General features: G+C 46.5%; 24 protein-coding genes. 23 read left to right on the top strand and 1 reads right to left on the bottom strand.

Annotated features, from left to right (window positions below; translation table 11 throughout):
* Nucleotides 1–11 precede the first annotated feature (11 nt).
* From rsgA to spoVM, 4 genes are all read left to right on the top strand, one after another.
* Complete coding sequence (gene rsgA, locus CEF20_RS05560) at nucleotides 12–893, top strand: ribosome small subunit-dependent GTPase A (RefSeq protein WP_100330867.1); 882 nt, start codon at nucleotides 12–14, stop codon at nucleotides 891–893.
* Nucleotides 894–895: 2 nt separating this feature from the next.
* A complete protein-coding gene (gene rpe, locus CEF20_RS05565; protein ID WP_100330868.1) occupies nucleotides 896–1555 on the top strand; it encodes a ribulose-phosphate 3-epimerase in 660 nt (219 codons plus the stop codon).
* Nucleotides 1556–1623: 68 nt separating this feature from the next.
* A complete protein-coding gene (locus tag CEF20_RS05570) occupies nucleotides 1624–2280 on the top strand; it encodes a thiamine diphosphokinase (RefSeq protein ID WP_100330869.1) in 657 nt (218 codons plus the stop codon).
* A gap of 29 nt (nucleotides 2281–2309) precedes the next feature.
* Nucleotides 2310–2387 carry a stage V sporulation protein SpoVM gene (gene spoVM / locus CEF20_RS05575; protein ID WP_099098601.1) on the top strand — a complete coding sequence of 26 codons (78 nt, stop codon included), beginning with the start codon at nucleotides 2310–2312 and terminating at the stop codon, nucleotides 2385–2387.
* 84 nt (nucleotides 2388–2471) lie between these two features.
* Here spoVM and rpmB read toward each other — a convergent pair whose 3' ends face one another.
* Nucleotides 2472–2660 (bottom strand): 50S ribosomal protein L28, encoded by a 189-nt coding sequence (rpmB, locus tag CEF20_RS05580; RefSeq protein WP_100330870.1) that lies wholly within the window; start codon nucleotides 2658–2660, stop codon nucleotides 2472–2474.
* A 256-nt stretch (nucleotides 2661–2916) separates the two neighbouring features.
* Between rpmB and CEF20_RS05585 the strand changes: the two genes are divergently transcribed.
* The 19 genes from CEF20_RS05585 (at nucleotide 2917) to trmD (ending at nucleotide 22276) form a co-directional block, all read left to right on the top strand.
* Nucleotides 2917–3279: an Asp23/Gls24 family envelope stress response protein gene (locus CEF20_RS05585; RefSeq protein WP_100330871.1), complete on the top strand. Its 363-nt coding sequence runs from the start codon at nucleotides 2917–2919 to the stop codon at nucleotides 3277–3279.
* Nucleotides 3280–3297: 18 nt separating this feature from the next.
* Entirely contained in the window at nucleotides 3298–4974 is a 1677-nt protein-coding gene (locus CEF20_RS05590; protein ID WP_100330872.1) for a DAK2 domain-containing protein, read from the top strand.
* Between the two features lie 354 nt (nucleotides 4975–5328).
* On the top strand, nucleotides 5329–5991 hold the full coding sequence (gene sdaAB / locus CEF20_RS05600) for an L-serine ammonia-lyase, iron-sulfur-dependent subunit beta (RefSeq protein ID WP_100330874.1): 663 nt from the start codon (nucleotides 5329–5331) through the stop codon (nucleotides 5989–5991).
* A gap of 38 nt (nucleotides 5992–6029) precedes the next feature.
* A complete protein-coding gene (gene sdaAA / locus CEF20_RS05605; RefSeq protein ID WP_100330875.1) occupies nucleotides 6030–6920 on the top strand; it encodes an L-serine ammonia-lyase, iron-sulfur-dependent, subunit alpha in 891 nt (296 codons plus the stop codon).
* Complete coding sequence (recG, locus tag CEF20_RS05610) at nucleotides 6889–8964, top strand: ATP-dependent DNA helicase RecG (RefSeq protein WP_100330876.1); 2076 nt, start codon at nucleotides 6889–6891, stop codon at nucleotides 8962–8964. Before sdaAA ends, recG begins: the two co-directional genes overlap by 32 nt.
* Nucleotides 8965–9217: 253 nt before the next feature.
* Nucleotides 9218–9802 (top strand): transcription factor FapR, encoded by a 585-nt coding sequence (gene fapR, locus CEF20_RS05615; protein ID WP_100330877.1) that lies wholly within the window; start codon nucleotides 9218–9220, stop codon nucleotides 9800–9802.
* Nucleotides 9799–10788: a phosphate acyltransferase PlsX gene (plsX, locus tag CEF20_RS05620; RefSeq protein WP_100330878.1), complete on the top strand. Its 990-nt coding sequence runs from the start codon at nucleotides 9799–9801 to the stop codon at nucleotides 10786–10788. Before fapR ends, plsX begins: the two co-directional genes overlap by 4 nt.
* 13 nt (nucleotides 10789–10801) lie before the next feature.
* On the top strand, nucleotides 10802–11749 hold the full coding sequence (gene fabD / locus CEF20_RS05625; protein ID WP_100330879.1) for an ACP S-malonyltransferase: 948 nt from the start codon (nucleotides 10802–10804) through the stop codon (nucleotides 11747–11749).
* Entirely contained in the window at nucleotides 11746–12489 is a 744-nt protein-coding gene (gene fabG, locus CEF20_RS05630; RefSeq protein WP_100330880.1) for a 3-oxoacyl-[acyl-carrier-protein] reductase, read from the top strand. Before fabD ends, fabG begins: the two co-directional genes overlap by 4 nt.
* Nucleotides 12490–12588: 99 nt before the next feature.
* Nucleotides 12589–12822 carry an acyl carrier protein gene (gene acpP, locus CEF20_RS05635; protein ID WP_100330881.1) on the top strand — a complete coding sequence of 78 codons (234 nt, stop codon included), beginning with the start codon at nucleotides 12589–12591 and terminating at the stop codon, nucleotides 12820–12822.
* Between the two features lie 115 nt (nucleotides 12823–12937).
* Nucleotides 12938–13678, top strand: a complete 741-nt coding sequence (rnc, locus tag CEF20_RS05640; RefSeq protein ID WP_100330882.1) for a ribonuclease III — start codon at nucleotides 12938–12940, stop codon at nucleotides 13676–13678.
* Between the two features lie 18 nt (nucleotides 13679–13696).
* Nucleotides 13697–17272 (top strand): chromosome segregation protein SMC, encoded by a 3576-nt coding sequence (gene smc, locus CEF20_RS05645; protein ID WP_100330883.1) that lies wholly within the window; start codon nucleotides 13697–13699, stop codon nucleotides 17270–17272.
* Nucleotides 17269–18276 carry a signal recognition particle-docking protein FtsY gene (gene ftsY / locus CEF20_RS05650; RefSeq protein ID WP_100330884.1) on the top strand — a complete coding sequence of 336 codons (1008 nt, stop codon included), beginning with the start codon at nucleotides 17269–17271 and terminating at the stop codon, nucleotides 18274–18276. The genes smc and ftsY overlap by 4 nt, the downstream gene beginning before the upstream one ends.
* A 126-nt stretch (nucleotides 18277–18402) precedes the next feature.
* On the top strand, nucleotides 18403–18717 hold the full coding sequence (locus tag CEF20_RS05655) for a putative DNA-binding protein (RefSeq protein WP_100330885.1): 315 nt from the start codon (nucleotides 18403–18405) through the stop codon (nucleotides 18715–18717).
* A 12-nt stretch (nucleotides 18718–18729) separates the two neighbouring features.
* Nucleotides 18730–20079 (top strand): signal recognition particle protein, encoded by a 1350-nt coding sequence (ffh, locus tag CEF20_RS05660; RefSeq protein WP_100330886.1) that lies wholly within the window; start codon nucleotides 18730–18732, stop codon nucleotides 20077–20079.
* 78 nt (nucleotides 20080–20157) lie between these two features.
* Nucleotides 20158–20430 carry a 30S ribosomal protein S16 gene (rpsP, locus tag CEF20_RS05665; protein ID WP_100330887.1) on the top strand — a complete coding sequence of 91 codons (273 nt, stop codon included), beginning with the start codon at nucleotides 20158–20160 and terminating at the stop codon, nucleotides 20428–20430.
* A gap of 183 nt (nucleotides 20431–20613) precedes the next feature.
* Nucleotides 20614–21000 carry a YlqD family protein gene (locus tag CEF20_RS05670; RefSeq protein ID WP_100330888.1) on the top strand — a complete coding sequence of 129 codons (387 nt, stop codon included), beginning with the start codon at nucleotides 20614–20616 and terminating at the stop codon, nucleotides 20998–21000.
* 14 nt (nucleotides 21001–21014) lie between these two features.
* Nucleotides 21015–21533: a ribosome maturation factor RimM gene (rimM, locus tag CEF20_RS05675; protein ID WP_100330889.1), complete on the top strand. Its 519-nt coding sequence runs from the start codon at nucleotides 21015–21017 to the stop codon at nucleotides 21531–21533.
* Nucleotides 21533–22276, top strand: coding sequence for a tRNA (guanosine(37)-N1)-methyltransferase TrmD (gene trmD, locus CEF20_RS05680; RefSeq protein ID WP_198508500.1), 744 nt, complete (start codon nucleotides 21533–21535; stop codon nucleotides 22274–22276). The genes rimM and trmD overlap by 1 nt, the downstream gene beginning before the upstream one ends.
* The last annotated feature ends 32 nt before the right edge of the window (nucleotides 22277–22308 follow it).

The raw sequence follows: 22308 nt of genomic DNA on the forward strand, positions 1-22308 counted from the left end.
GGAGGAATGTAATGCCAGAAGGAAGAATAGTAAAGGCGTTGAGCGGATTTTATTATGTATTAGCCGGAGATCGTCTCATTCAATGCCGCGGCAGAGGGGTTTTTCGCAAACAGAAAGTCTCTCCGCTCGTCGGTGATTATGTGGAGTACCAAGCTGATAATGATCAGGAAGGATATATACTGGCTATTCATAAGCGAAAGAATGAGCTGATCCGCCCGCCTATTGCCAATGTCGATCAAGCGATTCTCGTTTTTTCAGCTGTCCGCCCCGATTTCAGTACAGCGCTGCTTGACCGGTTTTTAGTATTAATTGAATCTAAGCATATTCAACCGCTGATTTGCATCACTAAAATGGATTTGCTGTCAGAGGAACATAAACAGAATATTCTTCGTTTTGCAGATGAATACCGCTCGTTCGGCTACAAGGTTCTGTTAACATCTACAGCCGACGAATCAAGTCTTGATCCGCTGCGGCACTGCTTAGCTCATAAAGTTTCGGTGTTCGCAGGACAGTCGGGAGTAGGGAAATCCTCCTTGCTCAATGCTCTCCGTCCAGAGCTCTGCTTAAAGACAGATGAAATTTCCGATTCCCTTGGCCGCGGAAAGCATACAACCAGGCATGTGGAATTAATTAGCGCTGAAGGAGGGCTCGTTGCCGATACGCCTGGATTCAGTTCCTTGGATTTAACAGATATTGAAGGGAACGATCTTCCTTTCTTCTTTCCGGAGATGGTCAGAGTGAGCGGGCAATGTAAGTTTAGAGGCTGTCTGCATGTAAATGAACCGAAATGCGCAGTCAAGGCTGCGGTGGAACATGAAGAACTGCCTTTGTACCGCTATCAGCATTATTTGCAATTTATGGAAGAAATTAAAGAGAGAAAGCCGAGGTATTAGAAATGGTCAAAATTGCACCGTCTATTTTATCTGCTGATTTCTCCCGGCTGGGAGAGGAAATTAAAGAGGTTGAAGCGGGTGGAGCTGATATCATTCACGTTGATGTTATGGATGGACATTTTGTTCCGAATATCACGATTGGACCGCTTATTGTGGAAGCGATCCGTCCGATTACGAAGCTCCCGCTTGATGTGCATTTAATGATTGAAAATCCCGATAAATATATTGAGGCTTTTGCTAAAGCGGGGGCGGATTATATCACCGTTCATACAGAAGCTTGTCCGCATCTCCACAGAACGGTTCAATTGATTCGCTCTTATGGGGTGAAACCGGGGGTAGTGGTCAATCCTGCAACCCCTGCCGCTGTGCTTGACTATATAATAGAAGATATTGATATGGTTCTTCTAATGACGGTCAATCCAGGCTTTGGCGGCCAGTCATTTATTCACTCCGTCGTGCCAAAAATCCGACAGGTGAAGGAAATAATTGACGCGAAGGGACTGGATGTAGCCATCGAGATTGACGGAGGAGTCAATGCAGAAACGGCGAAAGCTTGCGCACAGGCTGGCGCTGATATTTTAGTGGCAGGCTCTGCTATTTATAATAAAGACGATCGCAAGCAGGCAATTGCAGAAATTAGAGCTTCTGCAAGCCTTGTTTAACGGTTGAAATTGTGTAAATGGAGCTGCCTGCGGGCGCTCTATTTATTTTCTGTAAAGGGAGGAGAAAGATGAGAATAGCGATTGTCGGCGGCGGCCCCGAATCAGAACTGGCCGACTTGAATACATATCATAATGAAGACGTGTGCTGGGTGGGGGTAGACCGAGGAAATCTTTATTTGCTGGAGAGAGGGATTGTGCCGCAAGCGGCTATAGGGGACTTTGACTCCATCACAGATGCTGAGTGGATACGAATCAAGACAATACTCAAAGCCGATCAGATTCAGCGATTTCCGTCTGAAAAAGATCAAACGGATCTGGAAATTGCTCTTTTATGGGCGCTGAAACATGAGCCGCAAAAGATCACGATTTTTGGAGCAACTGGCGGCCGGCTGGATCATTTTTTTGGCACGCTCAGTCTGTTAATGAACGAAAAAATGATCAATGCCGATGCGGACATCGAAATCATCGATCGCCGCAATCGAATTTCCCTTCGTCGCCCGGGTCGCTATCATGTTATTCAGAATGACAGTAAAGAGTATTTTTCCTTTTTTCCGCTTTCTTCCGAAGTGACAGGCTTTACCTTAACGGGGTTTAAATATCCGCTGACAAATCATACTGTTCAATTTGGTTCAACATTATATGTAAGCAATGAATTAATTGGAGAAAGTGGTACTTTTTCATTTGCAGCTGGCATATTATTGGTAGTAAGAAGCGCTGATGATTGAAGCAGTTTCTATATGGAGGGGTGGCATTCATGAAATTTTATACCATTAAATTGCCTAAGTTTCTAGGCGGATTAGTTCGTGCAATGCTTGGCACATTGAAAAAGTGATGTCGATTTAGGTGAGAATAGATAATCAGAGGCAAAAGTGAAAAGCCCAGCCGCATTGCGGTTGGGCTTTTCACTTTGAGAGTATTATACACGCTCAACTTTTCCGGATTTTAATGCTCTTGCAGAAACCCAAACGCGTTTAGGTTTTCCATCTACTAGAATGCGAACTTTTTGAAGGTTAGCACCCCAAGTACGCTTGTTGGCGTTCATAGCGTGGGAACGAGCGTTGCCGGAACGAGCTTTACGACCTGTCACAACACACTTTTTAGGCATATTATTCACTCCTCATCATTGAAGCTGAAAATACATAGGTTTCAACACTTCATTATATTCTAAAAGATACCTTAATAATTTACCATACAACTTTTTTGAATGCAATACTTCTGTTGAAGTCTTTCAAGAAAAAAGCCTTGACACAATCAGCAGAATTTTGAAATGATAAGATGCGGACAATAGATGACTTTTAAAACCACAGCAAGTATAGTAAAATGTCTTTAGTTTAGCACCAAATAAAAAAGGGGGGGTTTCAGTGGCCATTGAGCTGAAAACAAAGTACGGGCAAATTGATATCTCTAACGATGTAATTGCTATGATTGCGGGCGGAGCAGCAGTAGACTGCTATGGAATCGTCGGCATGGCATCTAAGAATCAAATAAAAGACGGAATTACCGATATATTGCGCCGGGAAAACTTCACTAGAGGAGTAGTCGTCCGACAAGAGGAAGATCAAGTTTACATTGATATGTACATTATTGTAAGTTACGGAACGAAAATTTCTGAAGTGGCCAACAATGTTCAATCAAAAGTTAAATACACGCTTGATCAAACAGTCGGTCTATCCGTTGATTCGGTAAATATATTTGTGCAAGGGGTTCGGGTAACGAACCCATAGTGTGAGGAGGAAAGATTTGTGTCAATTACATCATTAGATGGGAAGCGGTTTGCCGACATGGTAAAAATGGGAGCAAGCCACCTGGCAGCAAATGCTGCGATGGTAGATGCTCTCAATGTTTTTCCTGTTCCTGACGGTGATACAGGAACGAACATGAATTTATCTATGACTTCGGGGGCGAAAGAAGTTCATCAATACGCGAGCGAACATTTCGGGAAGACGGCAGCTGCTTTATCAAAGGGTCTGCTGATGGGAGCGCGCGGCAATTCTGGCGTCATTTTATCCCAGCTGTTCCGCGGCTTTGCAAAAGCGGTTGAGCATCGGGAAGCAGTGGACAGCAAGGAGTTTGCTCATGCGTTCGAAGCGGGAATGCAAACAGCTTATAAAGCGGTGATGAAGCCGGTGGAAGGGACGATTCTGACTGTTGCTAAAGACGGGGCCAATAAAGCAGTTGCTGTGGCCAAAAAGCAGAAGGATATCGTTGCTGTGATGGAAGCGCTAGTGGAAGAGGCTAGAGCTTCATTGGCTCGCACGCCTGAATTCTTGCCGGTGCTGAAAGAAGTGGGAGTCGTCGATAGCGGCGGCCAAGGGCTTCTGTTAGTATATGAGGGCTTTCTTGCTGCGTTAAAGGGGGAGGACTTGCCTGAAGTTCCAGGGCTTTCTCCGGATATGGAAGAGCTTGTCAGCGCTGAGCATCATAAAAGCGTGCAGAGCTTTATGGATACAGCAGATATAGAATTTGGCTACTGCACAGAGTTTATGGTTCGGTTTGAAGAGGATAAGGTAGCCAAGCATCCTTTTTCCGAAGAGAATTTTCGCGCTGATTTAAGCCGATTCGGCGATTCATTGCTCGTCATTGCGGATGATGAAATCGCTAAAGTTCATATTCACTCCGAACAGCCTGGTGAGGTGCTAACTTACGGGCAAAGGTACGGCAGTTTAATTAGCATGAAAATCGAAAACATGCGCGAGCAGCACAGCCATATCATCGAACGGGATGCGGCACCTTCCTCAACCTCTGCGCGCAAAGCGGAAAAGCAGGAATATGGCGTTGTAACCGTGGCCATGGGGGAAGGAATTGCTGAATTGTTTAGAAGCATCGGGGCAGCCGAGGTCATCGAAGGCGGCCAAACGATGAACCCGAGCACGGAGGACATCGTAAAAGCGATTGAAAAAGTCAACGCTAGAAAAGTCATCATTTTACCGAATAACAAGAACATCGTCATGGCTGCAGAGCAAGCCGCTGAAGTGGTGGAGATGGACGCGATCGTTGTTCCATCGAAAACGGTACCTCAAGGAATAGCTTCCTTGCTTGCTTTCAACCCGGAATTGGGAATCAAAGAGAACCAATCAGCTATGACAGCGGCACTCGGACATGTGAAAACAGGACAAATTACTTTTGCTGTACGCGATACGAATATTGATGGCATTGAAATTGCCAAAGATGATTTCATGGGGATTGCGGATGGCAAGATCGTATTAACGAATAAAGATAAAGTACAGGCGGCGATCTCTCTGCTTCGAGAAATGTTGGATGAAGAATCGGAAATTGTCACAATTCTTTATGGAGAAGATGCCCGCGCCGATGAAGTACGAGCGGTAACCTCCTTTATTGAAGAGCAGTATGAGGATGTAGAAGTTGAGGTGCATAACGGCAAACAGCCGCTGTATTCTTTTATTTTCTCGGTTGAATAATAAAAAAAGAAGGGCTTCCCCTTCTTTTTTTTATGTGTGCAATTTCAGCGACAGCGTTATAAAATGAGATAGAGACGAATAGATAAAGAGCATCTTCAGACAGCGGGATGCTCTTTCATGCCCGCTGCTGAAAAAAAGAAGAAAGGCTACCACCGCAACGTCCTGCTGCAGCGCCTTTTTGATCCGCTTCCGTGCAGGCCCGAATGAACCGGGCATTTAGGTGCCGTGATTCTCCCAGCGGACACTTATACTTCTGCTCCTCCGATTGCTGAAGCGGGAGATAAAGGCTTCCTATGCGCGGGATAAAGAAGGCTTGCGGCTTACGTACTTCAGGAGACGAAAGGAGGCAGCGTTATGAAATATAAAAGCGTTTTTGATATTATTGGCCCGGTGATGATTGGGCCTTCCAGTTCACATACGGCTGGAGCGGCAAGAATTGGCCGGGTTGCCAGGGAGTTATTCGGCAGAGAACCCAAGTGGGCGACTGTGTCTTTATACGGTTCATTTGCTCAAACGTATAAAGGGCATGCAACAGATGTAGCGCTCATCGGCGGCTTGTTGGGTTTCGACCCTTGTGATGAACGAATCAAAGATGCGATTACTTTAGCGAAAAGCCGGGGAATGAAGATTCAATTTATCGAAGAAGTGGCGGTTCCTGCTCATCCCAACACGGCAAGAATCCGCATAGGGGACAGCACTGGAGAAATGGAACTTGCCGGTATTTCGATTGGCGGGGGCAAGATTGAAATCACGGAGCTAAACGGATTTGAATTAAAGCTTTCGGGTCATCATCCCGCTATATTAGTTGTTCATAATGACCGCTTCGGTGCGATTGCAACCGTCGCTAACGAGCTGGCAAAACATCAGATTAACATCGGCCATATGGAAGTTTCCCGGAAAGCCAAAGGAGAAATGGCGATGATGACTATTGAAGTGGATCATGCGATTGATGAAGAAGTGCTGGATGATATCCGCTTGCTGCCCAATGTCATCCAAGTTGCTCGGATCGCCGACTGATCATGATTCCACTGAAAAGAGGAACAGGAGGGAGCCATTTGCTTAAAAGTGTGGCTGAGTTGGTTGAGCTGGCTCAATGCCAGCATAAAAAAATTTCAGATATTATGATTGAGCAGGAAATGAGCCTCGCGGAAAAATCATATAAGGAAGTCCTATCCATTATGGAAAGAAACTTGGAAGTAATGGAGAAAGCGGTGGATCGCGGACTGAAAGGCGTACAATCTCTTACAGGGCTAACCGGGGGAGATGCAGTCCTCCTGCAGGAGTATATTCAAAAGGGGAATGCGCTCTCGGGGCCTTTATTGCTGGATGCAGTCAGCAAAGCTGTGGCGACGAATGAAGTGAATGCAGCGATGGGCACTATTTGTGCCACGCCGACGGCCGGGAGCGCCGGCGTCGTTCCCGGAACATTATTTGCCGTTCAAGAAAGATTAAAGCCGACAAAAGAAGAGAAAATTCGTTTTTTGTTTACGGCGGGTGCTTTCGGATATGTTGTGGCGAATAATGCCTCTATTTCAGGAGCAGCTGGAGGATGCCAGGCGGAGGTAGGGTCTGCTTCCGGGATGGCGGCGGCAGCAATTGTGGAAATGGCTGGCGGAACACCTGCGCAGAGCGCAGAGGCGATGGCGATCACACTGAAGAATATGCTGGGCCTTGTCTGTGATCCGGTGGCCGGATTAGTCGAAGTGCCGTGCGTGAAAAGGAATGCGATGGGCGCAGCCAATGCGATCGTAGCGGCGGATATGGCGCTTGCCGGCATTACGAGCAGAATCCCATGCGATGAAGTGATAGAGGCAATGTATCAAATTGGCCAAACGATGCCCGTTGCCTTAAGGGAGACAGCGGGAGGAGGTCTCGCTGCCACGCCAACCGGGCGCAAGCTGGAGGGACAAATATATGGAACGCGAAACAGCAGTAACAGAGAGTAATTCACCGCTTTTGCAAACAGTGGAAGCGTTAAAGGGGGTTGGAAAAGAAACGGCATTATCATTAAAAGAGCTTGGCATCGCCACAATCAAGGATTTGCTCGATTACTTTCCTTCTCGATATGAGGATTATCGTCTTCGCGATTTAGCAGATGTTGCCCATGAAGAGCGAGTGACCGTTGAAGGAAAAGTGCACAGCCAGCCTGCAGTGATGTTTTATGCCAAAAAAAAATCGCGGCTGACGTTTAAATTGCTCGTTGGCCGCTATTTAATCAATGTTACATTCTTTAATCAGCCTTACCTAAAGAATAAAATCAATTTGAATGACACCGTCACGATCACGGGTAAGTGGGATAAACACCGCCAAACGATCACTGCCCAGCAGCTGACTGGCGGTCCTCATCAGAACCAAAAAGACTTTGAGCCCGTTTACTTATTAAAAGGGGAAATTGCCCAAAAGCCCTTTCGCAAATTTATCGGACAGGCGCTGTCACAGTATGGAGAGTTCATCGAGGAAACGCTTCCTGAACCGCTTTTGCATAAGTATAAACTGCGCGGCCGCCGTGAAGCCCTTCATCAGCTTCACTTTCCGGCCAGTCAGGAGGACATTAAGCAGGCAAGGCGGCGATTTGTATATGAAGAATTTCTATATTTCCAATTGAAAATGCAGGCGCTCAGAAAGTTTGAACGGGAGCATTCAAAGGGGACCGCGCAACATTACGATTTAAGCAAGCTGAAGCAATTCATTCAGTCATTGCCCTTTACGATGACGAAGGCTCAACAAAGAGTGATCAATGATATTTGTAAGGATCTTAAAGCTCCTTATCGGATGAACCGCCTTCTTCAAGGAGATGTCGGCAGCGGCAAAACCGCCGTGGCCGCGGTTAGTCTTTATGCCAGCGTGACGGCAGGGCATCAAGGAGCGCTGATGGTCCCAACTGAAATTTTAGCGGAGCAGCACGCAGAATCGCTTCAAAAAATGTACGAACCAATGGGCTTGAACCTGGCTCTGCTTACGAGTTCTGTAAAAGGAAACCGCAGAAAAGAGCTGCTTTCCAAGCTGGCAACCGGCGAAATTGATGTAGTGGTTGGAACGCATGCTCTCATTCAGGAGGATGTGAATTTTCATAATCTGGGTCTCGTCATTACAGATGAACAGCATCGGTTTGGCGTCAAACAGCGCAGGGTGCTAAGGGAGAAAGGAGAAAATCCGGACGTTCTGTTCATGACGGCCACACCGATACCGAGAACGTTAGCCATCACGGTGTTTGGGGAAATGGACGTATCGGTCATTGATGAAATGCCCGCGGGGCGCAAACCGGTCGAAACGTATTGGGCAAGGGAGGAGATGTTGAACCGCGTGCTTGGCTTTATGGAAAGAGAATTGGCCAAGGGGCGGCAGGCGTATGTCATTTGCCCGTTAATCGAAGAATCCGAGAAGCTGGATCTGCAAAACGCGTTGGATGTACATGCTCAGCTTGTGCATTATTTCCACGGGCGATACCGCATCGGTCTGATGCACGGACGTCTTCATGCGGATGAGAAGGAAGCGGTCATGAAAGGTTTTGCCGAGCGACAGGTTCAAGTGCTTGTTTCCACTACGGTGGTAGAGGTAGGAGTGAATGTGCCGAATGCTACTGTGATGGTCATCTATGATGCCGAGCGCTTTGGACTTTCTCAGCTTCATCAGCTGCGCGGCCGTGTCGGAAGGGGAGATGAGCAATCCTATTGTATTTTGCTGGCTAATCCGAAAACGGAGGTTGGCCAAGAGCGAATGAAGATCATGACGGAAACGAATGACGGTTTTACACTGAGCGAAAAGGATTTGGAGCTGCGCGGTCCCGGAGATTTTTTTGGGAAAAAGCAAAGCGGACTTCCCGAGTTTAAAATGGCGGACATGGTTCACGATTACCGCACGCTTGAAGCGGCGAGGGCAGATGCCAAACAAATGGTGGAATCAGACGCGTTTTGGACGGATCGCGCATATCTGTTTCTTCGTGACTGCTTGGAGAAATCAGGTGTTCTGTCCGGGGAGAAATTGGATTAGAAGGAAAGGGAGGGTTTTCTTCTAATCCCTCTGCTGACAGGTGCAGTATCCGCCGCGGTCTCACTTGTTCTTTCATGGATGGATTTGCTCGATGTGATGCTTCCGGTCTCATCAGCGTTTTCAAGTTAAACAGAGGAAGGGGATCGTATTTGCTTTTCTCTTAAAAAGAATGCAAGTTTTTTCTTGCATTCTTTTTTTTAAGCTTTTATACTACTATTAGTACCTAGTCCTAATATCGGATGGTGTGAAGTGGATGAGACGTTCAAAAAAAGACAGACAAACAGAGCTTCAGGAGACGATTGCTGACAATCCTTTTGTAACAGATGAAGAGCTGGCTGACCGCTTTCAAGTGAGCGTGCAGACAATTCGTTTGGATCGGATGGAGCTGTCCATACCTGAGCTTCGTGAAAGAATCAAGCATGTTGCGAAAGAAAAGCTTGCCGATGAAGTGCGCTCGCTGCCAATTGAGGAAGTAGTTGGTGAAGTGATTGACATTGAACTTGACCAAAGCGCGATCTCTATTTTTGATGTCAAGAAGAATCACGTCTTCACAAGAAACGGCATTGCCCGCGGTCATCACTTATTCGCCCAAGCCAATTCGCTTGCGGTTGCTGTCATTAACGATGAACTGGCTTTGACGGCTAAAGCGAATATTCGTTTTACCCGCACGGTTTATGAAGGTGAGCGGGTAGTAGCGAAAGCTAAGGTGACGAATGTGAATACAGAGAAAGAACGGACAACAGTTGAAGTGAACAGCTATGTGGGCCAGGAGCTTGTATTTCAAGGAGAATTTACGATGTATCGTTCCAATATATCAGCAAAGGATGAAACGAAATGAAAATAGCGGTAGATGCCATGGGCGGCGATCATGCACCGAAAGAAATCATTTTAGGAACTAATCAGGCGTTAGCGGAAATCCCCGAGTTAGAAGTGCTGATTTTTGGAGATCAAGAGCAAATTAACCAATATTTAACCCCCAACAGCCGGGTGGAAATTATTCATTCCGATGAGGTTATTTTAGGAACAGATGAACCGGTGCGGGCTGTGCGGCGAAAAAAACAAGCGTCCATGGTAATGATGGCGCAAGCGGTGGCTGACGGCAAAGCTGAGGCTTGTGTTTCTGCAGGAAACACAGGTGCATTGATGGCAGCAGGGTTATTTATCGTTGGCCGGATCGACGGTATTCAGCGGCCGGCTTTAGCGCCTACATTGCCGACAGTTGACGGAAAAGGGTTTGTGATGCTGGATCTTGGAGCAAACGCCGACGCCAAGCCGGAGCATTTAGTGCAGTATGCGCTCATGGGCTCGATTTACGCGGAAAAAGTAAGAGGTATTTCTTCCCCGAAAGTAGGTCTGTTAAATATCGGAACAGAGGAGAAGAAAGGAAATGAATTGACGAAAGGCGCATTTGAGCTGCTGAGCCAGCAAACCGATTTGCATTTCATTGGAAATGTGGAATCGAGAGAACTGCTCAACGGTGCGGCGGATGTCATTGTGACAGATGGATTTACAGGCAATATGGTGCTTAAAACATTAGAAGGCACAGCCCTCTCTATCTTTTCCATGCTGAAGTCCTCGCTGACGTCATCATTCAAAGCAAAGATCGGAGCGGGTCTGTTAAAAGACGAGCTGTATAAGCTGAAAAGCAAAATGGATTATACAGAGTACGGCGGAGCCGGGCTGTTCGGATTAAAAGCGCCGGTTATTAAAGCGCACGGATCATCGAATGCCCATGCATTTTATAATGCGCTCAAGCAAGCGTACTCAATGGCTCAAGCGAATGTTCCGGCCATGATTCAAAAAGCGGCTGCGGAAGGAAGGTAAGGAGGAGAACACGATGGGGAAAATAGCATTTGTATTTCCGGGACAAGGATCCCAAATTGTCGGTATGGGCCGGTCTCTTGCCGATGAACATCAAGACATTCGTGAATTGTTTGAACGAGCGGATCAGAAGCTGGGCTTTTCTTTAAGCGATATTATGTGGAAAGGGCCGCAGGAAGAGCTCACGTTCACGATGAATGCGCAGCCTGCTTTGTTAACAGCCAGCATAGCCGTGCTGACAAGATTTACTCGAGAAGGCATCACGCCTGACTATATGGCCGGACACAGCTTAGGGGAATATACGGCGTTAACAGCAGCCAATGCCTTATCATTTGAAGAGGCGGTCTACGCTGTCCACAAGCGGGGCCAATTTATGGAACAGGCCGTGCCAGCGGGAGAGGGGACGATGGCAGCCGTTTTAGGTATGGAGCGGGATGCGCTTCAGCACATCGTTGATCACGTAGCTGCTAACGGCGATATTGTCGGGCTTGCCAATTTAAACTGCCCTGGCCAAATTGTTATTTCCGGCACAGCGGCAGGGGTGGACAAGGTCTCAGCGCTAGCGAAGGAACAGGGCGCTAAGCGCGTTATTCCGCTTAATGTCAGCGGTCCTTTCCATTCGATTTTAATGAAGCCTGCAACAGCACAACTTGAAGAAGTATTGAATGAAATCACGATTTCTGACTGTGATGTACCGGTGATGGCGAATGTGGATGCTAAAGCGGTGCAGAAAGCAAGTGACATTCAGCAGAAGCTGCTTCAGCAACTCTATTCTCCGGTACTTTGGCAAGACAGTGTAGAAGCGTTAATTGCTGCGGGTGTAGATACCTTTATTGAAATAGGTCCGGGAAAAGTGCTGTCCGGATTAATTAAAAAAATCAATCGCCAAGTTCGGGTTATGGCTATTCAAGATGAAGAAACGATCCGAAAGGCAATTGCGGAATTGAAGGAGGTAGCCAAATGAAGCTTGATGGAAAATCAGCAATAGTCACAGGGGCATCCCGCGGAATTGGCCGGGAGATCGCATTGGAGCTTGCCCGTCAAGGAGCGGATGTAGTTGTGAATTATGCAGGCAATGAAGCGAAGGCCAATGCGGTGGTGCAAGAAATTCAAGCACTTGGCCGTCAAGCGAAGGCGATTCAGTGTAACGTGGCGGATGGAGAAGCTGTGCAAAAGATGGTAAAGCAAGCGGTGGACACATTCGGCAAGGTGGATATCTTAGTGAACAATGCCGGCATTACCCGGGATAACTTGCTTATGCGGATGAAGGAGCAAGAATGGGATGAGGTCATGAACACTAATTTAAAAGGTGTGTTTCTTTGTGCGAAAGCGGTCACTAGACCAATGATGAAGCAAAGAAGCGGCCGGATTATTAATATTGCGTCGATTGTCGGCGTTTGCGGAAATCCCGGTCAAGCCAATTATGTCGCGGCTAAAGCAGGAGTCATTGGCTTCACGAAAACCGCAGCCAAAGAGCTGGCGTCGCGCGGCATAACGGTCAATGCCATTGCACCGGGCTTTATTACAACCGACATGACGGAAGACCTTCCGGAAGAGGCAAAGCAAGGGATGCTCAGCCAAATTCCGCTGGCCCGCTTCGGTGAACCGGCCGATATCGCCAAAGCAACTGTATTTTTGGCATCCGAAGATGCAAAGTATATAACCGGCCAAACATTGCACGTAGATGGCGGCATGGTTATGTAAGACGAGCGGCAAGCAATAGCTGCTGGTGCCGTTTCAATTGAAAATTTATTTTATCTTGATGAAAAATCGTCTATAATGACTTGAGGGGAGGTGAACGTAATGGAAAACGTATTAGAGCGAGTAACGAAAATTATCGTCGATCGTCTTGGAGTGGAAGAGTCTCAAGTAACGCTGGAAGCTTCTTTTAAAGAAGATCTTGGAGCGGATTCTTTAGATGTGGTAGAGCTTGTCATGGAGTTAGAAGATGAGTTCAATATGGAAATCTCTGACGACGATGCGGAAAAGATTGCAACAGTGGGTGACGCTGTGAACTACATAAACAGCAAAAACTAATCGTTGGGAAGATTGCAAGCTCCGTTATGAACGGGGCTTTCTTCTTTTGCGATTTTTTTCATTTTCGTCTAAACTGTCTTTGGATGTAAATTTGTTTGATAGCGGAGGATGTCCTATGAGGAAACCACATAAAGATTATTGGAAAGCATCACAGCGAAAAAGTGAGAAGTTTAAACAGTTTCAGCAGAAGCTGGGCATTCAATTTAATGATGAGAAATTATTAAAGCAAGCATTCACACATTCATCCTATGTGAATGAGCATCGGAAAAAGCCTCATGAAGATAACGAAAGACTGGAATTTTTAGGAGATGCCGTTTTAGAATTAACCGTCTCGCATTTTTTATTTAAAAAATATCCGCTGTTATCGGAGGGGGATTTAACGAAACTGAGAGCGGCTATCGTTTGTGAGCCATCGCTTGTCACGTTTGCCAATGAGCTGGAGTTCGGTCAGCTTGTGCTTTTAGGAAAAGGAGAGGAAATGACGGGAGGGCGCATGAGACCCGCTCTTTTAGCAGATGTATTTGAAGCCTTTGTCGGCGCTTTATTTTTAGATCAAGGCATGGAGCAAGTGCTTCAGTTTTTAGAAAATATCGTCTTTCCAAAAGTGAATTCCGGTGCTTTTTCTCATGTGATGGATTATAAAAGTCAGCTGCAGGAGCTGGTGCAGCGCAATACAAAGGGGCAGCTTGAGTACAAAATTCTTAAAGAAAAAGGCCCGGCCCACAGCAAAGAATTCGTTTCGCAAGTAGCGCTGAACGGAGACGTACTCGGCACGGGGGAAGGAAGATCGAAAAAAGAAGCGGAACAATTAGCTGCCCAAATGGCTTTAATGGCGCTTCGGCAACAGACAGAATAGAAGGTAGGGAAAAGAAACATGTTCCTGAAAAGATTAGAAATCGCCGGCTTTAAATCTTTCGCTGAGCGGGTGTCCGTGGATTTCGTTGATGGGGTGACAGCTGTTGTAGGACCCAACGGATCAGGCAAGAGCAATATTACAGACGGGATTCGCTGGGTGCTTGGCGAACAATCAGCAAAGAGCTTGCGGGGCGGAAAGATGGAGGATGTTATTTTTGCTGGAAGCGACAGCCGGAAACCGCTTAATTTTGCAGAAGTGACGTTAACTTTGAACAACGAACAGCAAAGGCTGCCAATTGAGTACAATGAAGTTAATGTGACGAGACGGGTATACCGGTCGGGGGATAGCGAATATTTCATTAATAGACAGCCGTGTCGTTTAAAGGATATCGTAGAATTATTTATGGATTCAGGTCTTGGTAAAGAGGCCTTTTCCATTATTGGACAAGGGAAGGTAGAAGAAATATTAAACAGCAAGCCAATCGACCGCCGGACGATTTTTGAAGAAGCTGCCGGTGTATTAAAGTACAAAACACGCAAGCGAAAAGCAGAACAGAAGCTAACGGAAACACAAGAAAACTTAAATCGTGTCCAGGATATATTGCATGAGCTTGAAGGGCAAATAGAACCGCTGAAAATCCAAGCTTCCATCGCTAAGGACTACATGGAAAAGAAGGAAGAACTGACGGCTTATGACATCGCCTGCATCGTGTATGAAATTGATCAGTTGCACGGACAGTGGCAAGAGCTGAAGCAAAGCTTCGCGGAGCATCAGCAGGAAGAACTTCAGCTTTCTTCAAGGCTGCAGAAGAAGGAAGCGAAAACGGCTGAACTTCGCGATCAAATGACAGCGATTGATGAATCGGTGAATGATTTGCAAAATGTCTTGCTGGCGGTGAGCGAGGAATTAGAAAAGCTGGAAGGGCGCAAGCAGGTGCTGAAGGAACGCAAGAGAAATGCCGTTCACAATGAAAGCCAGTTGGCGGGCTATATGAAAGAATCTGAAGCCCAAATCAAGCAGCTATCTCAGCAGGCCGCGGAATTAAAACAGAAAGTGGAGCATGATCAGACAGAAGCATCCAAGCTGAAGGAGCTGCTGACGGAAAAGCAGCAAGAGCTGAATCATCTTTCGCAAAACATTGAGGATACGATTGAAACATTAAAAGCGGACTATATTGAAAGCTTAAACGAACAAGCTTCTGCTAAAAATGAGCTTTCTCACATTCATCAGCAGACGGAGCTCCTTGCCCGCAAGAAGCAGCGGATTGAAAAGGAAAATGAAAAGCAGGTGGCGGAGAGAGAGCGGATAGAGGCGAAAAAAGCAGAAATAGAATCCAATCTGACCATTGCTCAGCAGGAATTAGCCTCTTATGTGGAGACGTTCCGCACAGACCAGCAGACCCTCGAGGCTCTGAAGTCCAAGTATGCCAAACAAGAAAGCAATCTATATCAAGCTTATAAAATTTTGCAGGAAGCGAAATCGCGCAAAGGAATGCTGGAGGCGTTGGAGGAAGATTATTCAGGCTTTTTTCAAGGCGTCAAAGAAATATTGAAAGCAAGAAACCAAACCCTGTCCGGCATTGAGGGAGCGGTTGCAGAAGTTATCGATGTGCCGAAAGAATATGAAACCGCTTTGGAAATTGCTCTCGCCAGCAGCATGCAGCATATCATTACAAAGGATGAAGCATCTGCCCGGCAGGCCATTGCTTATTTGAAAAAGCACCGGTTTGGGCGGGCGACGTTTTTGCCGCTGACGGCGATGAAAGAAAAGAAATTCCCGCCGTCTATTCGGCAAAGCCTGCAGAACGATCACCGGTTCGTTGGCATTGCGGCTGAGCTTATCCGCTACAATCCAAAATACAGCTCGGCGATCGCTCACTTATTAGGACTTGTGGTGATTGCCAAAGACTTAGCCGGCGCTAATGAACTGGCGAAAATGCTCGGTTACCGCTACCGGATTGTGACGCTGGAGGGAGATGTGGTCAATCCAGGCGGCTCCATGACAGGCGGGGCAGTCAAACAAAAATCTTCTTCATTGTTAAGCCGGAAAAATGAATTGGAAAGCTTAAAGGGAAAGCTTGTTTCTATGGAAGAGAAAACAGCGGCTGTCGAGCGGGAAGTCAAAAAGCTGAAAGAAATGATAGCGGATAAAGAAGCGGTGCTAGAACAGATGCGCCATCGCGGAGAGCAGCTGAGAATGAACGAGCAAAATTGGAAGAATGAGCTGTTGGAATGGCAGTTTTCTTTTAAAACGATCAATGATCGTCTGGCGCTATATGATGTAGAAATGAAAGAATTTAAAGAGGAAAAAGAACGGCTGGCCAATCGCCGCAGCGCGGTGGAACAACAGCTTGCTGCAAAACGGGAAGAACTGACGGACCTTGATGGCCGAATTAAAAGGTTAACAGAGCAAAAGCAAAAAGAAAGTTCATTGAAGGCAGAGATTTTGGATGATATCAGCGAACTCAAGTCGGAGCTTGCTGTCAAGAATGAACAGTTGTCTGCCGGGAAGTTGCGGCTTTCACAAGTGGAGCAGGAATTGGCCGCTGCCGAAAAGAAATACAGCCAGTGGAAAGAAGAATTGAATTGGCTGAAATCAGAAATGACCAATAGCGATCAGGGGGAAGAAGAGCTGAAAGCCGCTGTCCGCAAAAAGCAGCAGGATAAAGAACGGACGGCAGAGCTGATTTCATTGCGGCGCAAGGAGCGTATGGATAAACAGCAAAAGCTCGAAGATGAAGAACTTGAACTCAAGGAATTGCGTCGCCTACATAAGGCCATGAATGAAGCGGTGCAAGATGAGGAAGTCAAAATAAACCGTTTGGATGTTGAGCTTGAAAACAGACTGGAGCAATTAAGCAAGGACTATTCGCTATCCTATGAAGCCGCAAAAAACAGCTATCCTCTCCCGGAGCCAATTGAAGAAGTGAGAAAGAAAATTAAGCTGATTAAACTGGCGATTGAAGAGCTTGGAAACGTCAACCTCGGTGCCATCGACGAATATGAACGGGTGCATGAGCGCTATACATTTTTACAAGAGCAGCGAGCGGATCTGCAGGAAGCGAAGGATACGCTGCTTCAAGTCATCCGTGAGATGGATGAAGAGATGGTCAGAAGGTTTAAAGAGACCTTTCAAGCAATCAGCACGCAGTTTCTTCCGGTCTTCCAAGAGCTATTCGGAGGAGGGAAAGCAGAGCTGAAGCTAACGGATCCGAATGATCTATTAAACACAGGGGTCGAAATCGTCGCGCAGCCGCCAGGGAAGAAATTGCAGAGTTTAAGCTTGCTTTCAGGGGGAGAACGAGCCCTGACAGCCATAGCTTTGCTGTTCTCCATCTTAAAGGTGCGCCCGGTTCCTTTCTGCGTGCTAGATGAAGTGGAAGCAGCGCTTGATGAAGCGAATGTTCAGCGCTTTAGCCAATATTTAAAGAAATTCAGTGCTGACACGCAGTTTATCGTGATTACTCACCGCAAAGGCACGATGGAAGAAGCGGATGTTCTATATGGCGTGACCATGCAGGAATCCGGCGTATCCAGGCTGGTTTCCGTCAGAATGGAAGAAGCATCAACGTTAAAGGAGGAAATCGCTAGATGAGTTTTTTTAAAAAGCTTAAAGAGAAATTTACATCTACCACCGATCAAGCGACAGAGAAATTTAAATCGGGGTTGACGAAAACGAGGGACAGCTTTACTAATAAAGTGAATGATCTGGTAGCCCGCTACCGCAAAATTGATGAAGATTTTTTCGAAGAGCTGGAAGAAATTTTAATTGGTGCTGATGTCGGCTTTGATACGGTGATGGAGCTTGTTGAGAAGCTTAAATTCGAAGTGAAGCGCCGCAATACCAAAGACCCGGCCGAAGTGCAGGACATCATAACGGAAAAGCTGGTTGAAATTTATCAGGGAAGCGATGAAGCGATAAATGAAGTCAATATGCAGGAGGATGGATTGACCGTCATTCTATTCGTGGGTGTAAACGGCGTCGGTAAAACCACCACCATTGGAAAATTAGCGCATAAATATAAATCAGAAGGCAAAAAAGTACTGATGGCTGCGGGAGATACGTTCCGTGCCGGGGCGATCGAACAGCTGGAAGTGTGGGGAGAACGGACAGGAGTAGAGGTAATCAAGCAAAAGGAAGGCTCCGATCCTGCGGCTGTTATGTATGACGCGGTGCGTGCGGCGAAGTCCCGCCAAGCGGATATCTTGCTCTGCGATACAGCTGGGCGTCTTCAAAATAAAGTGAATTTAATGAAAGAGCTGGAGAAAGTGAAGCGCGTTATTGAACGGGAAGTGCCAAATGCTCCGCATGAAGTGCTGATTGTCCTGGATGCTACGACCGGACAAAATGCGATGATTCAAGCAAAAACCTTCAAAGAGGCGACGGATGTTTCGGGAATTGTGTTAACTAAGTTGGATGGCACTGCAAAAGGCGGCATAGTACTGGCTATCCGCAAAGAGCTGAATATTCCTGTCAAGTTTGTCGGTCTTGGAGAAAAAGTGGATGATCTGCAGCCGTTTGATGCTGAGAAATATGTGTATGGCTTATTTTCCGGTATGCTGCAGGAGAAGGAAACAGAAAACGAAAACGAAGATTGAAACCGGCAGTTCCAAGCGGGCCGCTTTTCTTTTTTTGTGTAAAGATCTTTTCTTGACAACATTCCTGTTTGCGGGTACACTAACTGAGTGTAAAGGTTTTTAACTTAACAAAAGGAGGGGCTGCCAGTGATTGAAAAGACGACGAGAATGAATTTTCTTTATGACTTTTATCAGTCGCTGTTAACGGATAAGCAGCGCAGCTACATGTCCCTCTATTATTTGGATGATTTCTCTCTCGGCGAAATTGCGGAAGAGTATAAAGTAAGCCGCCAGGCGGTTTATGACAATATTAAACGCACGGAATTGATGCTGGAGGAGTATGAAAGCAAATTATTGTTATTAAAAAAATTTCAAGAGCGCACCAAACTGCTGAAGCAGCTGAGAACACGAGCTCCAAAAAACGTGCTTCCGATCATTGAAGCGCTCGAGAAATTAGATTAGGAGGCGGCACAGATGGCATTTGAAGGATTAGCCGACCGACTGCAAAATACGATGCAAAAAATTCGCGGCAAAGGGAAAGTAACCGAAGCGGATGTAAAAGAAATGATGCGCGAAGTGCGCCTTGCTCTGCTGGAAGCGGATGTTAACTTTAAAGTGGTGAAAGACTTTGTTAAAAAAGTAAGCGAACGCGCCGTCGGCCAAGAGGTCATGAAGAGCTTAACGCCGGGCCAGCAGGTGATCAAAGTCGTTAAGGAAGAACTGACGGAGCTGATGGGCGGAGAACAAAGTCAAATCGCTGCAGCGAAGCGGCCGCCGACTGTCATAATGATGGTGGGCTTGCAAGGAGCCGGGAAAACAACCACTACCGGAAAGCTGGCAAACTTGCTTCGCAAGCGTTACAACCGCAAGCCGCTGCTCGTTGCCGCTGATATTTACCGGCCAGCGGCCATTAAGCAGCTGCAAACCTTAGGCAAGCAATTAAATATGCCGGTTTTTTCTTTAGGCGATCAAGTGAATCCCGTTGAGATTGCTAAGCAAGCGATCGAACAAGCAAAAGCTGATCATCATGATTACGTATTGATCGATACGGCCGGCCGTCTCCATGTGGATGAAAAATTAATGGGCGAGCTTCAAGAAATAAAGGAACTGTCCAAACCCGACGAGATTTTTCTTGTCGTGGATTCTATGACCGGTCAAGACGCCGTCAATGTGGCGAAAAGCTTTAATGAGCAGCTGGGCGTAACCGGGGTTATTTTAACCAAGCTTGATGGCGACACGCGCGGGGGAGCTGCTCTGTCCATCCGCGCGGTGACGGAAAAGCCGATTAAGTTTGCCGGTATGGGTGAAAAATTAGACGCTTTAGAGCCTTTTCATCCGGAACGAATGGCTTCCCGTATTTTAGGCATGGGCGATGTCCTGACGTTGATTGAGAAGGCGCAGTCCAATGTCGATGAAGCGAAAGCGAAAGAGCTAGAACAAAAGATGCGGACGATGTCATTCACGTTTGATGATTTCCTTGAGCAGCTCGGTCAAGTTCGTTCAATGGGACCATTGGATGAAATTATTAAGATGCTTCCGGGCGCGAATAAAATGAAAGGCTTGAATAATATTCAAGTGGATGAAAAACAAATTGGTCATATTGAAGCTATTATCCGCTCAATGACCAAGGAAGAAAAGCAGCACCCGGAAATCATCAGCGCCAATCGACGAAAACGAATTGCTAAAGGCAGCGGCACGTCCATTCAGGAAGTGAATCGCTTGCTGAAGCAGTTCGAGGAAATGAAAAAAATGATGAAACAAATGTCTGGCATGCAGCAAAAAGGCAAGAAAAAGGGCATGCCCTTCAAATTCCCTTTTATGTAAAGAAAAAAACCTTTACAAACAATAGTGTTATTTGATATTATTCTATCTTGTGTGAAACTATTCGGAGGTGCTTTAAAAATGGCAGTAAAAATTCGTTTAAAACGCATGGGTGCAAAAAGAAACCCATTCTATCGTATCGTAGTAGCAGATTCTCGTTCTCCTCGCGACGGACGCCAAATCGAAACAATCGGCACATACAATCCAGTCGTTCAGCCAGCTGAAGTGAAGATTGACGAGGAGCTTGCGCTTAAATGGATGCAAAATGGCGCGAAACCATCTGATACAGTGCGCAACCTTTTCTCTAATGCTGGCATCATGGAGAAATTCCATCTTGCGAAACACGGCAAGTAATTAGCGGAGAAAAGTCGCTTTTCAATGATGACATAGCCATCTGACCGCTGCTTTTTGGTGAAGCGGAAATCGGATGGCCCCATCGATAAATGGATGCAGAAGCAGGCAAATAGGGAGGGGAAACCTCCCTATTTGCGTATAAACTTTTAATTTCTTCCCCAAAATGGATGGGAGGTTCGGTTGATGCAGATTTTGCAAACAGTCATTGTCAAACAAGTGCTGACTGAGAAGCTGAAACAAAAGCTCCTTGCCTCGTACTCAGAAAAAATCAATCAGCTGCAAACAGAGTGTGAACAGCTTCGCTTTGAACGCAAAAAAACAGATAAACAATATAAAGGAAATCAAAAAGACATAGCGGAGTTTTACGAAAAGGAAACGCAGCAGCGATTAGATAAAATCAAGAATATCGAATTTCAGAAAAAACAGCTGGAGCTTTTGCCGCTTGGAAGCGAGCTGAAAGAGTGTGAGAGGCAGACATTGACAGACGTTAAAGTTGGCGATTGCTGGAGCGGGCCGGAGCAGGAAAGAGCGATTGTAGTTAAAGACGGCATCATTATTGAAATTCGATAGAGGTGAAGCGATTGATGGAAAAGTGGTTTAATGTAGGCAAGATTGTTAATACACACGGAATCAAAGGGGAAGTCCGTGTGATTTCACGAACGGACTTCCCCGAAGAAAGATATAAGGTTGGCAGCATACTCTATTTATTCGTCTCAGGGGATACAGAAGGAAAGCCGGTGACGGTCGCTTCTCACCGAACACATAAGACCTTTGATTTGTTAACGTTTGATGGATTCGTTACATTGAGTCAGGTCGAGCCGCTGAAGGGAGCGTTATTAAAGGTGAAAGAGAGCCAGCTCGGTGAACTGGAAGAAGGAGAGTACTATTTCCATGAAATTATCGGCTGTACTGTCCAAACAATAGAGGGAGAAGAAGTCGGCCTCGTAAAGGAAATTCTCACGCCCGGAGCGAACGACGTTTGGGTTGTGGGAGGAAAAGCGGGGAAGGACTATTACATTCCGTACATCGAATCAGTCGTTAAGAAAGTGGACGTGAACGAGAAAGTCATCGTCATCGAACCGATGGAAGGATTGCTGTCATGATGAAGATTGACGTTCTGTCCCTATTTCCGGAAATGTTTGAGGGGGTTTTCCGGTCTTCAATGCTCAAGAAAGCGGCAGAGAAAGGCAAAGTTCAGTATAATGTCATCAACTTCAGAGAGTTCGCTGAAGGAAAGCATCAAGCGGTAGATGATTATCCTTATGGCGGGGGTGCGGGCATGGTGTTAAAGCCTCAGCCCATCTTTGACGCCATTGATCATGTCAAACAGCGGGCGGAGTCTGCTGAGCAACGCGTGATTTTAATGTGCCCGCAAGGAGAAACATTCACTCAGAAAAAGGCGGAAGAGCTGGCGAAGGAAGAACATTTAGTGTTTATTTGCGGTCATTATGAGGGCTATGATGAACGCATTCGTGAACAGCTTGTCACCGATGAAATCTCCATCGGCGATTACATCCTGACAGGGGGAGAATTGGGGGCGATGGTGGTCGTTGACAGCGTCGTCCGTCTGCTGCCGGACGTGCTGGGAAATGAAGATTCTCCCGTGCTCGATTCCTTCTCCTCCGGCTTGCTTGAGCATCCTCAATATACAAGGCCGGCAGATTTCCGCGGCTTAAAAGTACCGGACGTTCTTACCTCTGGGAACCATCGTTTAATTGACGAATGGCGAAACCAGCAATCGCTGCGGAGGACGTGGGAACGGCGTCCCGATTTGCTGGAAAGCTACCCGCTGACTGATAAGCAATTACAATGGCTGAAAGCTTGGCAAAAAGAAAAAAACTCTTGATTTGCTAGTTATAGTATGGTAAGATCTTAGCG

Origin of the sequence: Bacillus xiapuensis, from assembly GCF_002797355.1 — a bacterium.
GTDB classification, from domain to species: Bacteria; Bacillota; Bacilli; order Bacillales; family Domibacillaceae; genus Bacillus_CE; species Bacillus_CE xiapuensis.